Source organism: Thermomonospora curvata DSM 43183 (assembly GCF_000024385.1).
Taxonomy (GTDB): domain Bacteria; phylum Actinomycetota; class Actinomycetes; order Streptosporangiales; family Streptosporangiaceae; genus Thermomonospora; species Thermomonospora curvata.
In genome coordinates this window covers 1,941,693-1,958,588 of the sequence record NC_013510.1, presented here as the reverse complement: position 1 = coordinate 1,958,588, position 16,896 = coordinate 1,941,693, and the positions used below count along the sequence as shown (strand labels likewise).

Genomic DNA, 16,896 nt, shown 5'->3' with positions numbered 1-16,896 from the left:
AGTGTGCGCGGGCGTGAACAACCGCCCTCTGCCCGATGAGCACACCTTCGAGATCCCGGCGTCCTGGCGCTCCCAGTTGCATCCCAGGCGCGACGGCACGCCGGCGCCCCCCATTCACCCCGATCCGCAGGCGGCCGGCACCGTGCGTGCGCTCATCGAGGAGCACGCCGAACTGATCGACCTGCTGGTGACGGGGGGCGACTGCGATCCTGAGCTCGTCGCGGCCGTCGGGCGGCATCTGGACGGCGATCCCGACCCGCTGGGCGCGGCGGCGATCGCGGCCGTCATCACGCAGCGGTCCGTGATGCGGAAGATGGAGGAGAGCCAGGCCTTCTTCGACTCCTGGGTCGTCACGCACGGGCTCGGTTTCGCCGCCTGCGCGGTGGTGGAGCTGAGCGGGCTCTACGCCGTCCACTGGAGAGGCGGCTGGGATGAAAAGCCGCATGTCCTGGTCGAGCCGAAGGGGGACATCCACCAGCACTGTCCCGTCACCCTGCGCCGCGCCCGCAGCCTGCTGGCATCCGCCGCGGACGGCGTCTACCCGGAGGCCGAAGCGGCCCTGGCCGGCCACCGGCGCTCCGCGACGCAGCGAGGGCTGGTGTCCTACCTGGTGCCCACCCGGCAGGACTGGGTGGAGGAGTGCTGCGCCGACCGGTCCATGGGGCCGAACGTCTCCCACTTGCTGTATTACTCGCTGCGCACCAGGAAGCAATATCTCACCCTCCACAACAGGGTGGGTTTCGACGCCGGGCGCGTCTCCATTTACAGCGTGCTCCCCACGCTGCTTGAAGGCATGGGCCCGGCCGCCCTTCCCCTGCTCTTGGACGTGCTCGACCGGGGCGATCTGGGCGAAGAAAAGCGCCAGTACGTCCTCGGCCTGATCGCCGAGCTGCCCACGGACGAGGCGTTCAAGGGGCTGCTGGGCCGGCTCGACCGCCGGGGCGTCCGGCCGGTGCTGCAGGCGATGGCGCGGCGCTTCCCCGTCCGGGCGCTGCGGTTGCTGGCCGAGGCCGCCCCGGTCTCCTTCGACGCCGCCCTGCTGCTGGCCGATCACCTGTCGGCCGACGCCGAACTGGCCGCGGCCGCGCTCCGCAGGCTCCCGCCCGGGACGCGCACGGCGGCGGAGTCGGCGATGGCGTCCCTCGCCCGGGTCCCGGAGGCGCCGGCGGAGGCGGTGCCCGCGGTCCTGGCCGGGCCCGCCGGCCCGCGGTCCCGGCCCGTCCTGGAAGAGCTGCAGGCGCCCGCGCCGCGCGTCGCGTGGGGTGCGGGCGAGCGGCGGCAGTGGCTGGAGGACGTTCCGGGCCTGCTCCCCGTGCCGCCGGATGCGGACTGGAAGGCGCTCATCGGGGAGTTCCGGTCCGGCACCCCGTCGATCAGCATCGCCCAGCTCGTGGTGTACGGGCCCGAGGAACTGGCCTGGCCGCCGGACGAAGAGCGGGACCGCCGGGCGCGGGAGGAGGTCCCCTGGCTCAAACCGCTCGTCGCCCGCCACGGGCTGCGGGCGCTGCCGGTGGCGGTGGAGATGGCCGAGGCGGATCCCGCGCACTGCGGGACGGCGCTGCTGCCCTTCTGGCACGCCGATGTGGCGCTCATGGCCGCCGGCTGGCTGACCCGCGGCGGCGACCGCGCCGACACGGCCCGCCGGTGGCTGGACCGGCACGGCCCGGCGGCGGCGCCGCTGCTGGCTCCCGCGGCGCTCGGCAAAACCGCCGAACGGCGTCCGGCCGAATGGGCACTGCGGTACCTGCTGCTCCGGCACGACCTGGAGGAGATCGTCCGGGCCGCGCAGGCGGTTCACGGCCGGCGGGCCGCCGACGCGCTGGAGGCGTTGCTGAGCGCGCACCCGGTGGAGACCGGCCTGTGCCCGACGCCGAAGATTGGCGACTGGCTGGACCCGGCGTCCCTCCCCCAGGTGCTGCTGCGCGACCGGCGGCTGGCCCTGCCCGCAGCAGCGGCCGAGCGGCTGGTCGCCCTGCTGGCGCTGCCGTTCCCCCACGGGGTGCGGGAGATCAGGCGGGCCTGTGACCCGCGGTCGCTGGCGAGGTTCGGCTGGGCGCTGCTGCGGCAGTGGCGGGAAGGCGGCGCACCGGCCCAAGACGACTGGGCCCTGACGCAGCTGGCCTGGACCGGCAACGAGGAGACCGTGGAGCAGCTGGCGGCGCTCATCCCGCTGTGGGCCGAGGAGGGCAGGCACAAGGACGCGGCCAAAGCGCTGGGCGTGCTCGCCGACATCGGCTCCGATGCGGCCCTGAAGCACCTGCACGACGTTCCCCGCAAGGCCACGTCCAAGAAGCTGCGGCAGGAGGCGCAAAGGGGAATGCGCCGGATCGCCGGCCGCAGGGGGCTGTCCGCCGAGCAGCTGGCCGACCGGACCGTCCCCGACCTGGGGTTGGCGGTCGATGGCGGTCTGGTGCTGGACTATGGGCCGCGACGCTTCACGGTCGATCTCGACGAGCGTTTCAAGCCGGTCGTGACCGACCAGAAGGGAAGGACGCGCAAGACCCCTCCCAGCCCCGGCGCCAAGGACGACCTGCTGCTGGCGCCCGCCGCCCACCAGAGGTTCACCGCCTTCCGGAAAGAGGCGCGCGCGGCCGTCGCCGACCAGATCCGGCGGCTGGAGACGGCCATGGCGTCCGGGCGGCGGTGGACGGCCGACCAGTTCGGCGACTTCATCCTCGGTCATCCGCTGATGTGCCGGCTCGCCCGAAGCCTGGTGTGGGTGAGCGAGGACGGCGACGCGGTGACCGCGTTCCGCATCACCGAGGACCGCACGCTCGCCGACGTCGAGGGCGAGAAGTTCACCCTGTCCCCCTCGGCCCGCGTCGGCGTCGCCTCTCCGGAGCTGCTGGGGGACGCCGTGGCCGCCTGGTCGCAGACGTTCGCCGCCCACGGGATCCACCAGCCGTTCCCCCAGCTCGCCCGGCCGCTGCCCGCACCGGGCGAGCCGAAGGCGGCACTCGGCGGCTGAAGCGCCGCACGCCCTCGTCCGGCGCGACGTGGCTGCGGCCGCGCCGCCTCAAAGATCCCGGACGCCGGCGTGACGCTCACCGAAGCAGCCGCTCAAGGCGCGTCCGACTTGGGACACGGGCCGATGCCGGTGGAGGCGCGACCGGCTCCGTGCATCGATCTTCCGATATGCGGAGCCGGCCCCGCACGGCGTAACCTGGAGAGTACGGCGGACGAGCCGGCCGGGCGGTCGCGTCGGGGGCCTGCAGGTCCCCGCCGAGGAAGGTCCGGGCTCCACAGGGCAGGGTGGTCGGTAACACCGACCCGGGGTGACCCGCGGGAAAGTGCCACAGAAAACAGACCGCCATCGCCGCGCGCGGTGGTAAGGGTGAAACGGTGAGGTAAGAGCTCACCAGCGCCCAGGGTGACCTGGGCGGCTAGGTAAACCCCACCCGGAGCAAGGTCAAGAAGGGAAGCCCCGGCTTCCCGCGCAGGCGCCTGAGGGCGGCCCGTCCGAGCCTGCGGGTAGACCGCTAGAGGCTGTCGGCAACGGCAGTCCGAGATGGATGACCGCCGCCCGCCGACTCCGGCGGGTACAGAACCCGGCCTACAGGCCGACTCGTCCGCCGCCCCGCCTGTGACCTGGGGATCTTCCGCTTCGCCTATCCCGAGTTCCGCCCCAGTTCCGCCGCGGCGGTCCAGGTGACGACGTGCCCGTCCACCAGGCGGGACTGCACGGTCAGCACGGTGTCGCCGCAGGTCACCTGCAGCCGGTCGCCGTCGGCTGCGGTGACGGTCACCTCATCCGGGCCGGTGCCGAGGGCCTTGACGGCGGCCTGCTTGGCGGTCCACAGCCGGGTCGCGGCGGCGAGCCGGTCGGCCTGGTGCTCCAGCAGCGTCCGCTCGGAGGCGGTCAGCACCGTCGACTCCAGCGCCCCGGCCTCGGCGGTGAGCGCCTCCAGGTCGATCCCGGACGGCTGCGGGGCGGGGCGGACCAAGGCGACGCCCAGCTCGGCGGTGTGGGCGATCGACACCGACAGCGGCGCCTCGAAGGGGCCGGTGACCTGCGGGCGGCCGGTGGCGTCGTTGCGGACGGTCAGCTCGGCCGGGAACAGCGGGCCGTGCCCCTGCTCCCACAGCCAGTGCCGGACGGCGTCCTTGACGGCGATCCGGCCCAGCAGCCACGAGTCCCGGGCGCGTTCGGGGAGCCGCTCATAGTCGGCGCGTTCGGCGGCGCCCAGGTACTGCCGCATCAGCAGATCCCGCGAGGGCCGGGAGTCCCAGTGCCGGCGGGCCAGGCACCAGCCGCCGGGCTGCGGCTCGCCGACACCCGACAGCTCAGGGGTGAACCTCATCCGCCAGACCTGCTCGTCGGTGTAGAACCGGTGGGCCGTCCAGCCCGCGATGCGGGCCCACACCGTGCCGTCGGCGCGGACCAGCTCGGCGTCGCAGCGGACGGCGCTGTCGGTGACCGACCTCCTCCAGACGGTGACCTTCAGCTGCTCCCCTTCGGGCGGGTGCGGGCCGTACCAGGTGATCTGATCGAACCCGATGGGGAACACCGTCTGGTCCTTGTCCCCGTACACCTGGAACCAGTGGCCGCACAGCTGCCCGGCCGAGTCCAGCAGCGCCCCCGGGGCGGGCAGCGCGATCACCTGGCCGCGCAGCCCTTCGGCCGACAGCCCGCCGATCTCCCGGACGCCCCGGTAGCGGGGACCGTGGAAGGTCCACCGCTCGGCGTAGAACCGCTCGGCCGGCACCGGAGGCGGCCCCTGCACCTGCGGTGGGGCGCGGTCCGGCTCGGGCGCCGGCGGGTAGCCGTCGGACAGCAGAACGGTCCCCTCGGCATGCCCGTTGATGCGGACCTCGACCCGCCCCGGGGCGCTGTGCCGGGCGTGGACGAGCGCGGTGGTCGGCGGGGCGGCGACCACCCAGCGCGACACCCGCACACCGGTGACCCCGACGACGACCCGCCCGGGCAGCAGCCGGCGGGCGGCCTCGGCCATCACCTCCACCAAGGTGGCCGCCGGGACGACGGGGAACCGGTCGGCGGGCTCGGGCCAGTCGGCGCGCTGCGGGATCAGGCAGTGGTCGGCCAGATACGGCATCGTCTCCAGCGAGAAGACCAGCGACCGGCTCATCTCGGCCGCCGGTTCCCCGGCCGCGCTCCCGCGCTTCCCGGGCCGCCCCTCCGCGGCCGCACGGGCTCCGGCCGGCCCGTCCTCGCCGTCCATCACCTCGACCCGCCGGCCCTCCGCCTTCCCGGCCGCAGCCGTCTCCCGGACGGCGGGCTCTGCGCCTTCCCCTTGCCGGGGCACGGCCACCGGCCGCCGCTCACCGGCGACCGCTTCAGCGTCCCGGGCGGAGGCGGACAAGGGCCCCTCCTCCGCTCCCCGGGCGGCAGACTCTGAGTCCCCGCCCTCTCCAGGCACGGCCACCGGCCGCCGACCACCGACATCCTCGCCGACAACCGTTCCAGACTCTCGGGCGGAGGCGGACAAGGACCGCTCCCCCACCCCCTGGACGGCAGACTCTGAGTCCTCGTCCCCGCCAGGCACGGCCACCGGCCGCCGACCACCGACATCTCCACCGACGACCGTTCCAGGCTCTTGGACGGAGGCGGACAAGGACTCCTCCTCCGCTCCCCGGGCGGCAGACTCTGAGTCCTCGTCCCCGCCAGGCACGGCCACCGGCCGCCGACCACCGACATCTCCACCGACGACCGTTCCAGGCTCTTGGACGGAGGCGGACAAGGACTCCTCCTCCGCTCCCCGGGCGGCAGACTCTGAGTCCCCGCCCTCTCCAGGCACGGCCACCGGCCGCCGACCACCGACATCCTCGCCGACAACCGTTCCAGACTCTCGGATGGAGGCGGACAAAGACCGCTCCCCCACCCCCTGGACGACGGACTCTGACCTCTCGTCCCCTCCAGGCACGGTCACCGGCCGCTCATCGGCGGCCGCTTCAGCGTCCGAGACGTCGCCGGAGAAGGGTTGCTCCCCTGCCTCCTGGAGGGCGAGTTCGCGCTCCGCTCCCTGCCGAGATGCGGATTGCGGCGTCTCGGTCGTCACCGATCGCCGATCGGCACCACCCTCGGCAACGGGCATTCCCGCTTCCTGGGGCACGGGTCTTCCCCCGCCGGGCTCTTGGACGGCGGACTCGGTTCCCTCATCCCGTTGAATCGCCAAAGGGGCGGGGGCCTGGGAGGCCGGTTCCGCGGCCGGGCTCTCCTGGACGGCGTGTGCACCGGTCGCGGCGTCGCGTGTCGGTGCGTCGTGTCCGGCCGTCACCGGGATGCCGGCGGATGGCCGGGAGGCCGCGACGACCAGCGGGGGCACCGTGTCCTTCAGGCGGATCAGCGGGGTGCCCAGGTCCAGCCGCACACCCTGCGAGCCGGCGGGTCTGACCGGTTCGGTGAAGGCGGCGGCGGGGCGGTCGGCGCCGTGGCCCTCCACCCACAGGGCGGCGGCCACGCAGCGCAGCTGGGTCAGGCCGTCCCGGGAGGGGACGTCGGCGGCGATGGCCAGGTGCTCGCGCGCCCCCAGCGCATCGCCGACGAAAGCGGGCAGCCCGCCCGGACCCACCTGCACGAACACCCGGACCCCGGCCTCGGTGTAGAGGCGTTCGACCAGGTCCTTGAAGCGCACCGGTTCCAGCAGGTGCCGCACGAGCAGCCCGCGCACCTCATGGGGGCGGTGCGGGAACGGCGCCAACGTGGTGGCCGACCACAGCGGCACGGTGGGCCGCTCGACGGGCAGGGCGTCGAAGGATTCGCGGGCCGCCTCCACGCAGCCGGCCGCCATGGGCGTGTGGAAGCCGGGGCGCAGCGGCAGTTCCTGGCCGAGCACGCCTTCGGCGCCGAGTCTTCGCAGCACCTGCCGGACGGCGCCGGGAGGGCCGCAGATGACCGACTGGTGAGGGCAGTTGTCGTGGGTGACGGTCACGCCCTCCAGGTCGGCGATGGCCTCGGCGGCCCGGACCGCCCCGCAGCCCAGCGCCCCGTAGATCATGTCGGGGGCGTTCGAGGCCCGCTCCTGCAGGGCGGCGGCGAGGTCCTGGATCGGCTGCTGCGGGCACATCCCGGTGGCGACCAGGGCGGCCCACTCGCCGAGGCCGTGCCCGGCCGCCAGGTCCGGTTCGATCCCCAGCGCGTTCAGCGCCTCGGCCAGCAGCCGGCCGCAGGCGATCACGTCGGCGGCGCGGCCGGGCAGGTCCTCGCGGCCGGTCAGGGCCGGTGCCGGCAGCCCGAAGTGCTCGGCGACGCCGTCGAGGCGCGGGTGGAAGACCGGTTCGAAGCCCGGGAACAGGAAGGCCAGGCGGCCGCCGGAGGCCAGCAGCGGCCGGGGCGAAAAGCAGATGTCGTTGCGTCCCCGCCAGGGCTCCCCCCCGGCCCACCACGGCGCGGGCCAGCGACAGGCGCCGCGGCGTGGGGTCGGCGATCGCCAGCCGGCAGGGTCCTTCTCCGATGACTTCGCCCGCCGGCGCCCGGTCCAGGCCGGCCAGCAGCGCGGCCAGTTCCTCGGGCGAGGCGGCGGCCAGCCGCAGCAGGCGGCCGCCGTCGCCGTCTTCGCCGCTGCGGGCCCGGGAGGGTCTGCGGCCCCGGGCACGCACCGAACCGGGTGCCTCCTCCAGCACGACGTGGGCGTTGAAACCGCCGAAGCCGAAGGCGTTGACGGCGGCGCGGCGGGGCAGGTCCGATTCGGCGTCCCAGTCGGCGGCCTGGCCCGGGAGGCGGAAGCGGGTGCCCTCCAGCGCCGGGTGCGGGTCGGTGACGTGCAGGGTGGGCGGCAGCACCCCCTCGTGCAGCGCGAACGCCGCCTTGATCAATCCGGCGATGCCGGCGGCGGGCATGGCGTGACCGATCATCGACTTGACCGAGCCCAGGGCGATCGGCGGGCCGTCGGTGCCGAAGACGCGGCGCAGGGTCTGCACCTCGGCGCCGTCCGCCAGCGGGGTGCCGGCGCCGTGCGCCTCCACCAGTCCCAGGGCCGCCGGTTCGCGCGGGTCCAGCCCGGCGTCCCGCCAGGCCCGCCGCACCGCCAGTTCCCGGCCGTCGACCGGCGGGTTCAGCAGCGTGGCGGCCTGCCCGTCGCCGGCGCTGCCCACCCCGCAGATCACCGCGTAGATGCGGTCCCCGGCGCGCTGGGCGTCCTCCAGCCGTTTGAGCAGCACCATGCCGGTGCCCTCGGCCAGCAGGGTGCCGTCGGCCGACCGGTCGAAGGGGCGCACCCGTTCGCTGGGGCTCAGCGCCCGCAGCCGGCTGAACAGGTTCCAGACGGTGATGTGGTGGGCGTGGTGGACGGCGCCGGCCAGCACCGCGTCGCACTGCCCGCAGCGCAGCGCCCGCACCGCGTGCTCGACGGCCAGCAGGGCCGAGGCGCAGGCGGCGTCCACGGTGTAGGCGGGGCCGCGCAGATCGAAGTGGGCGGCGATGCCGGTGGCGACGGCGAAGCCGGGCAGCAGCCCGGTGGGGACGTCCGGCGGCTCCGGTCCCAGTTGCCGGCAGAACGCCCGCCGGATCTCCTCCAGCCGTTCCTCCCCCAGGTCGGGCACCAGGTCCGCCAGGACGGCCACCAGCTGGTGGGAGGTGTGCACCCGCTGGTCGAGGCGGGCCGTTCCGGTGGTGAGGTAGCCGCCGCGGCCGAGGATGACGCCCACCCTGGAGCGGTCGGGCAGCCTTTCGGGTCCGCCGGCGTCGGCGATGGCCTCGGCGGCGGTGCGCAGCGCCAGCAGCTGGTCGGGTTCGATGCCGTCCACGGCGGCGGGTGTGATCCCGAACCGGGTGGGGTCGAAGGCGGTCAGGTCGTCGACGAATCCGCCGCGGCGGCAGTAGACCCGGTCGCCGCACGAGGGCCGCCCGTAGCAGGCGGGGTCGTAGTAGATCCGCGGGTCCCACCGCTGCGGGGGGACCTCGGTGACGGCGTCCACGCCCGCCCGGATGTTGTCCCAGAACTGGCGGGCCGTGGCCGCTTTGGGGAACACCGCCCCCATTCCCACGATCGCGATCGGTGTCATGGCGCGGCTCCGGTGAAGACGACCTGCGAGTCGGCGCCGACGGCGATCTCGCGGAGCAGGGCGCCCACGGCGGCGTCGGGGTCGAGCGGCGCGCCGCGCCGCCGGGCCTGGTCGCGGGCCGCCTCGCCGGAGGCGGGGTCGTCGCAGGCCCACGGCCCCCAGCAGGCCGCCAGCACCCGGCCGCGCAGCCGTGTCCCCCACAGCGGGGCCAGGGTCTGGCAGGCGTCGCCGGCGGCGGCGTGGGCGGCCTGTCCCTCCTCGCCCAGCATTCCCGAGGCGCTGCCGAGGACGACGAAGAATCCCAGGTCCTCGCGGACGGCCTCGGCCAGGGTCGCGGCGGCGCCGGCGGTGGTCTGCCACAGCCGGGCGAACGAGCCGGCCTCGCGAGGCGGCCGGTGCTGCTGCGGCGTGCCGGTGCCGTGGATCACCCCGTCCAGCCGGCCGTACCGGGCGTAGACGTCGGCGACGGCGGCGCGCACGGCCTGCGGGTCGCCGAGGTCGAGCGCCTGGTAGCGGACGGAGGCGGCCGAGCCCTCCAGCCTGGCCAAGACGGCCCGCAGCCGCCGCCCGGCCGGGGCGGTGGCCGGGTCGGGTTCGTCGTCCTCGTCCGGCGGGGTGCGGCCGATGATCTCGATGTGGCAGCCGGCGGCGCCGGCGAGCGCCCGGGCCAGGCGGGCGGTGACGCCCCGGGCCTCCCCGGTGAGCAGGACGACCCCGTCCCGGTCCAGCGGCAGCGGGGCCTCGCCGGTCAGTTCCTGCGGGACGAGTTCGAGGGTGCGGCGGGTCCAGCCGTCGTGGCCGACCACGACGGGGGCGCCGGGCTCGCTCATCAGCTCGACGACCAGCTGCTCGGCGAGGGCGCGAGGGCCGCAGGCGGTGTTGACGTCCACGGCCCGCACCAGGGCGGCCGGGTGCTCCAGGGCGAGCGTGCGGGCCAGCCCGCGCAGCCCGGCCCCGGTGACGACGTCCGGACGCCCGTCCCGGCCGAACATGCCGCCGGTGCCGGTCACCAGCAGCAGCCGGCTCGTGCCGCCGTGCAGCGCGTTGCGGATCTTCTCATAGGACCTGGGCAGCACGGGCGGGCCGCCCGGGCGCAGCGCCGCCAGGTGGATCACCGCGTCGGCCGGCTCGTCGGCGTCGGCGGCGATGCCGGCGTGCACGCCGTGCGATTCCAGCAGCGTCACCAGCTCGGGCGCCACGCCGAGCCCGTCGTTGACGATCAGGCACCGCCGTCCGCTCAGCGGCCCGGGCACCGGCACCGGTCCCGCCGCGGGCAGTTCCACCGGCCGCACCACGTGCCGGCTGGGCGGCACGGGCATCGGCGCGACCGGCGGCACCACGGGGAACGCCCGGGTGGCGTCCGCGTCCAGCGTCCACCATGCCCCGTCCCCGTCGTCGGGGGGCGTTTCCGCGTCGCCGGCGAGCGTCGCGGTGCGGGCGACGGGGCCTCTGGCGAGCAGCCCGGAGCGAGGGGCGGATGCACCGCCTCCGGATGTTCCGGCCGTGGAAGCGGATGCCTCATCTCCGGGAACGTCCGCGGAGCCCGGTGCGTCACCTCCGGGTTTGGGCGTCCCCTCGGCAAAGGCGAGGGGGTCATCGGCGGCGGCCTCGGCGTCCTGGGAGACGGACATACCGTCCTCGGACGCGTCATCGCCTGGCGGGGGCAGAGCGCCGGAAACGGATGCGTCCTCCCCGGATGCCTCCTCTTCCGGAGGGGATGTACCGCCATGGGAGGCGGGCACGTCACCGTCGGGGGCGGTGGTCTCCCCGGCGGGTCCGGGCACCGTGCTTTCCAGGGCGGATACGCCGTCTTCCGAAACGGACACGTTCCCGTCGAACACGAAGACGGCCTTATGCGGGGAGGGCTCCTCCGCAAGAGCGGGCGCCTCACCATCGGAAACGGGAAGGCCACCACTGGGAAGGGGCACAGTGCTTTCAGCGGACGTCGCGTCCCCTCCGGGAATGGCGGCGGCCACCGGGGAGAAGAACACCTCTTCGCTGAGAGCCGATGTCTCGCTCAGGCCGTTGCCGGGAGCGGCCGTCCCACCGTCTGAGTCCGGCTTCTCTTCCTTCAGGTCAAAGGGGCCGTCCTCACCGACAGACGCGTTCTCACCGGTCTCCGGCGCAGCTTCCCCGACGTGGAACACGTCCTCTGCAACGGCAGTCCTCTGGTCGCCGGAAGCGGGCCGGCCGTCGCCGGGAGCCGATGCCTCACCGCCCGGGCCCGACGCCCCGTCCTCCGGGGCGGGCGTGCCGTCCCTCCAGGCGGGCACGTCCCCGGCAGGAGCGGACTCGGTCTCCCGGGAGGCGCGCATGTCCTCCTCGAGGGCAGGCGCCTCGCCGTCGCCAGCGGGCAGGCCGTCATCGGGGACGGCCGCCTCGCTGCCGGTGCCGGACGCCGTCTCCTCCACAGCGGACGCGCCGCCTGCCGGAACGACCGTCTCCTCTTCAACGGCGGACACGGCCTCCGGGGGAAGGAACACGCCTTCGAAGACGGACACCCCGCCACCGGCGGCAGGCTGATCCTCGCTGAGCGCAGCCGCCTCACCGGCAGGGCCGGGCGGCGTCGTCTCAAGAACGGCTACGCCGCCCGCCGTCTCCTCGGCGGCGGGGACGGCGTCCCGGGGAAGGAACACGTCCTCAAGGGCGGACGTCCCGCCACCGGAGACGCCTTGGGGAGCGGGCGCCTCACCGCCGGAAACGGTCAGGTCCTCGCCGGCAGGAGGCGCCTGGCCGCTAGAGGCGGATGCGGCGTCGGCGGAGACCGACGCATCGCTCTCCGGCGCCGCCGTGTCGTCCTCACCGCCGGGCGGGGCGTCTTCGAGGGCGGGTTCGAAAGCGGATACATCGTCCGCGACGCCGGGAGCGGACGGGGTTTCGGCGGAAACGGCCGCCACCTCATCGGGGGCGGACACGACATCTTCCGCGGCCGACACGCCGCCTGCGGAAAGCAGCGCCGCCTCCTTGAGGGCGGGCGCGTCGTCCTCCGAAGCGGGCGTGTCCTCGCCGGGCGAGGCCACCGCGCCCCGGGAAAAGTGCACGTCCTCCTCCGGGGCGGATGTCTCACCGCCGGGCGCGGGTGCCTCTTGACCGGGAACGGGACGGGGCGCGGGCACATGGGGCGCGGCAGAAGCGGCCGGTGCCCGGTCCTCGCGCGGCTGCGGGAGGGAGATCCCCAGGTAGCCGAGCAGCACGTCGCGCTGGGCGGCCAGCAGCTCCCGGCCGGTCCGCAGGTACTCCAGGACGGCGGCGTCGCGGTCGGCCCGGTCCGGCGCAGCGGCCGGGTGCGTCCCGGACGGCCGCGGCGCGTCCGCCGGGCGGGCGGGGCGGCCGATGGTCCAGGCGGGCCGGGCGGGCGGGGCGGACAGCACGACGGCGTCGCGGCCGGTGAACAGCGGCAGCGGGTCCACCTCCACCCCGAGGGCGGCCAGTTCGGCCAGGGCCGTCAGCAGGGCGTGCAGGCCGGGCAGGCCCCGCCCGGCGGGACGGTCGCAGGTGACCACCGTGTGCGGCAGGCCCTCCAGGATCCGGCCGACCAGGCGAGTCAGCGACCGTCCGGGGCCGGTCTCGACGAACACCCGGGCCCCGGCCTCGTACATGGCCTCGATCTGCTCGGCGAAGCGCACCGGCGCGGCGACCTGCTCGGCCAAGGTGGCGGCCAGCAGCTCCGGAGAATGCCGGTAGGGGGCGGCGGTGAGGTTGGACCACACCGGGAAGGCGGGCGGGCTCAGCCGCCGGCCGGCCAGCTCCACGCTCAGCCCCGTCGCCGCGCCGGCGGCCAGCGGGCTGTGCAGGGCGCAGGCGCCCGGGATCGGCTCGGCCGCCAGCCCGCAGGCGTTCAGCGCCCGCATCGCGTCGCAGACGGCGGCGGCGGGACCGGAGATCACCACCTGCCGGGGCGCCTCGTGGGCGGCCAGGACCACCCGGGGCACCGTCTCCAGCACCGCCTGCACCTCCTGCGGGGTTCCGGTGACGACGGCCATGGCGCCCGGGTCGCCGCTCTCGCCGCTTTCGACGGCGCGCAGGATCGCCTCGGCGCGGGCGGCGGCCAGCTCCAGCAGGTCGGTCTCGCCGAAGACCCCGGCGGCGCACAGGGCGGTCAGCTCGCCGCACCCGTGCCCGGCCGCCATGTCGGGGCGCACGCCCAGCTCGGTGAGCAGCCGGTGGACGGCGATGCCGGCGATGGCCAGGGCGGGCTGGGCGATGCGGATGTCGCCGAGGGCCTGCCGCTGCCGTGCCTCCTCCTCGGCGGTGAAGGCGGCGGGCGGGAACATCGCCTCGGCGTACCGGCCGCCGGACAGCCGCAGCAGCCGCTGCAGCCGGGGGAAGGCCACGAACAGGTCGGCGAGCATCCCGGGCCGCAGGCCGCCGTGGCCGGGGAACAGGAACGCCACCCGGCCGGGCCGCTCCCCGACGGCCGGGTACACGCCCGGCGCCGCCTCGAAGCGGCGGGCCGGCTCCAGCTTGGCGGCCAGGTCCTCAGGGCTGGTGGCCACCAGGGCCACCTGGACGGGTCCGCTGTGCTGTTCGGCGGCGGTGCGGGCCAGGTCCCGCAGCCTGGCGCCGGTGCCCAGGGCGGCGATCCGGTCCATGCGCTCGCGCGCCTCGGCGCGGTCGGCGCCCCGGAACAGGAACAGCTCGGCGGGCCATGCGGCGGTCCCCGACACCGGTTCGGGGGCGCCGCCGTATCCGGCCAGCACCGCGTGGAAGGCGGTGCCGCCCAGGCCGGAGGCGCTGAGGCCGGCGCAGCGTTCGCCGGGTTCGGCGGGCCAGGGCCGCGGGGTGTGGGAGAAGACGAACGGGCTGGTCTCCGGGTCCCAGGCGGCAGTGGGCTCGTTCAGGTGCAGGGTGCCGGGGCGGACGCCGGCGTGCAGGGCGCGGGCGGTTTTGATCAGCCCGGCCAGCCCGGCCGCCCGCCCGGTGTGGCCGATCTGCGAGGCGACCGAGCCGAGCGTGACGCCGCCCGGCGTGGTTCCGGTGAACGCCCGGGTCAGCGCGGTCAGCTCGGCGCGGTCGCCGGCGGCGCCGGTGCCGCGGGCCTCCACCAGCCCGATCCGGGACGGGGGGATGCCGGCGTCGCGGTGGGCCCGCTGCAGCGCCCGCCGCCGTCCCTCGGCGCGGGAGGCCGACCGCCCGTCGCCGGCCGCGGCGACCGCCTTGATGACGGCGTAGATGCGGTCGCCGTCGCGTTCGGCGTCGGCCAGCCGTTTGAGCGCCACGCACGCCGCGCCCTCCCCCGGCGCCACGCCGTCGTCCCCGGCGTCGAACGGGGCGCACCGTCCCGACGGCGGGCCGCCGGGGGCCTCGTCCCGCAGCTCGACGCCGCCGCACAGCACCAGGTCGGCGCCGCCGCAGACCAGTTCCTTGCAGGCGGCGTCCAACGCGGCCGGGGAGGCGTCGGCGATGGTGCACTCGGCGCCGCCCAGATCCAGCCGCTCGGCGATCCACCCGGTGATCGTGGCGGGGGATGCGCCGTCGGCCGCCTGCGGCGACGGCGCATCCCCCGTCCCGGCGGCGAAGATCACCGCGGCGCGGGAGCGGTCGAAGGGCCGGTCGGCATACCCGGCGTCGTCCAAGGCGCGCGCGGCGACTTCCAGCGCCAGCAGGTGCGCCGGTGCGATGTCGCCGAGCGAGCCGGGCGGGATGCCGCGGGACTCGGCGTCGAAGGGGATGGCGGGCAGGAAGCCGCCCTGTGCGGCGGGGGTGTCCTCCGCTTCGCCGCCGTCGCGGCGGCCGCCGGGGACCTCGGTGACCGCATCGGCGCCGCAGAGGACGTTGGCCCAGTACTCCTCGGCGTCGCGCGCCCCGGGGAAGGCGCAGCCGATCCCCACGATCGCGATGTCCAGCGGACGCGGTGCGGGCTCCTCCTCGGGGGCCGACCGCAGCCGCCGCGCCCGTTCGGCCAGGAAGGCCCCGGCTCCGGCGCTGACCTGCTCGTGCAGGTCGGCGATGGTGGTGACGGCCGAGCGCAGCACCGCCGCCTGGCCCATCATGAACATGCCCTCGCGGTACTGCTCGGTGCCTTCGATCTGCCGCAGTTCCTCCCCCTCGCGCCGCAGCCCGCGGGAGGCCAGGCGCAGCCGGCCCAGGTTGTGGCGCTCCAGCTTGGCCCACACCTCCTGGCGGGGCACCCCGGAGGCGGCCAGGTCCCGCCGGGCCCGCTGGAAGGCGTCGGCGTAGGGGGTGTGGGCGCAGCGAACGGCGTTGCCGGGGGCGGTCTCCAGCAGCACGGTGCGCTCGCACTCCACGGCGACCTGCTGGAAGCCCGGCACGATCGCCCCGGTCGCCACCGCCTCCTCGGTGAACAGGTAGGCGGTGCCCATCAGCACGCGGATCTGCACGCCGCGCTCGGCCAGCGGCCCGGCCAGCGCGGCGACCATCGCCGCCGAACGGGCGTCGTGCACGCCGCCGGCGAAGGCCACCGATGTGCGCGCGGCCTCCTGCGGGTGCTCGGCCAGGAACGCCAGCAGCACGTCCACCTGCGCCTCCCACAGCGGGAAGGCGGCGCGCGGGCCGATGTGGCCGCCGCATTCCATGCCTTCGAAGACGAAGCGGCGGGCGCCTTCGGCCAGGAAGCGTTCCAGCAGGGCCGGGGAGGGGACGTGCAGGTAGGTGGCGATCCCGGCCTCCTCCAGCGGCGCGGCCTGGGCGGGGCGTCCCCCGGCGATCAGCGCGTAGGGGGGCCGGGCCAGGCGGATGGCCTCCAGCTGGGCGGCGCGGATCTCGCGGGGGGCGAATCCCAGCACACCCGCCCCCCAGGGGCGGCCGCCCAGCCGCCGGGCGGTCTCGGCCAGCAGCCGCCCGGCCTCCTCCCCGGTCATCAGCGCCAGCGCCACAAACGGCACCCCGCCGGCGGCGGCGACGGCGGCGGCGAACTCGGGCCGGTCGCTGACCCTGGTCATCGGCCCCTGCAGCACGGGATAGGCGGCCCCGTCCGCTGCGGCGGCCGCGGCCAGCGGCTCGGCGCGGACGGCGGCGGCCAGGTGCTCGTCGATGTGCGCGGCGACGGCCTGCACGACGCCCCCGGCGGTCTTGTACCGCTCGGCCAGCGGGCGGGCGAGCGCCCCGTCCTGGCCGACCGGCAGCAGCTGCTCGTGCAGGTCGCCGACGCCCAGGCGGGCGGCCAGGTCGGAGGGGGCCGTGCCGTCGGGGACCGGCAGGTCCGGGTGGGCGTAGATGCGGTGCCCGGCGACCAGGCGGGTCTCGCCGCCGTCCATCGTCTCGATCGCCCGGGCGACCTCCGCGGGCAGGTCCAGTTCCCGCACCAATGCCAGCTGGGCGTCCAGCACCACTCCCGCGGCCCCGCCCGCGATGGCCGCCGCGGCGGTGTGCGGGCCGATGCCCCCGGCCGCCCACACCGGGCGGTCCAGCTCGGCGTCGCCGAGCAGGTGCTGCAGCAGCACGAACGTGGTCAGCTCGCCGACCCGGCCGCCGGCCTCGCAGCCGCGGGCGATCAGCCCGTCGGCGCCCAGCCGCGCCGCCGCGCGCGCCTCGCCGGGGTCGACGACCTCCACCAGCAGCCGGCGGCCCGGCAGGTAGGGCTGGGCCTCCTGCAGGGCGGGCAGGTCCACCAGCACGGTGTGGACGGTCTTGGGCACCTCTTCGGGCCGCACCGGGCAGGCACCGCCGATGCGGATCGCAAACGGCCCGCCCCACCAGCGTTCCACCAGCTCCAGCGCGGTCAGCGCCGCGTCCCGGTCGCGTCCCAGGTCCAGCGTCCCCAGACCGCCGGCCCGGGCCACGGCGACCGCCAGGCGGGCCTCGGCCAGCCCGAACGGCGTCACCCCGATGATCCGGTCAGCGCGCGTCCAGGCCAGGTCACCGGACTTGTCAGCCGTCATCTGCGTCCCCCGACGTCCCGTTGCAGCGTCAACGCCGCGGGCACGGCCCGCGACGCTGCGCAACATTACTGTCGGTCAATATTCACTCACTCAG

3 protein-coding genes, 1 other RNA gene and 1 pseudogene are annotated in these 16,896 nt (G+C 75.7%); 2 read left to right on the top strand and 3 right to left on the bottom strand.

The annotated features are described in order from the left end of the window. Positions 1 to 13 precede the first annotated feature (13 nt). Complete coding sequence (locus TCUR_RS08240) at positions 14 to 2,968, top strand: DUF4132 domain-containing protein (protein WP_041439423.1); 2,955 nt, start codon at positions 14 to 16, stop codon at positions 2,966 to 2,968. 212 nt (positions 2,969 to 3,180) lie between these two features. Beyond that, an RNA gene (gene rnpB, locus TCUR_RS25255) (RNase P RNA component class A) lies at positions 3,181 to 3,572 on the top strand. Between the two features lie 36 nt (positions 3,573 to 3,608). Here the strand turns inward: rnpB and TCUR_RS24820 are convergent. The 3 genes and pseudogenes from TCUR_RS24820 to TCUR_RS08230 all read right to left on the bottom strand — a co-directional run bounded on the left by TCUR_RS24820 (position 3,609) and on the right by TCUR_RS08230 (position 16,802). Further along, entirely contained in the window at positions 3,609 to 7,136 is a 3,528-nt protein-coding gene (locus TCUR_RS24820; RefSeq protein ID WP_169313008.1) for an acyltransferase domain-containing protein, read from the bottom strand. Positions 7,137 to 7,446: 310 nt separating this feature from the next. Further along, positions 7,447 to 8,961 (bottom strand): annotated as a pseudogene (locus TCUR_RS27865) (beta-ketoacyl [acyl carrier protein] synthase domain-containing protein); the annotation flags it as partial. Next, positions 8,958 to 16,802, bottom strand: a complete 7,845-nt coding sequence (locus TCUR_RS08230; RefSeq protein ID WP_012852028.1) for a type I polyketide synthase — start codon at positions 16,800 to 16,802, stop codon at positions 8,958 to 8,960. The pseudogene TCUR_RS27865 and the gene TCUR_RS08230, both read right to left, overlap by 4 nt. Positions 16,803 to 16,896 lie beyond the last annotated feature (94 nt).

Excerpts from the sequence above, each read along its gene's own strand:
- TCUR_RS08230 (WP_012852028.1), bottom strand. The coding sequence starts at position 16,802 with ATGACGGCTGACAAGTCCGGTGACCTGGCCTGGACGCGCGCTGACCGG.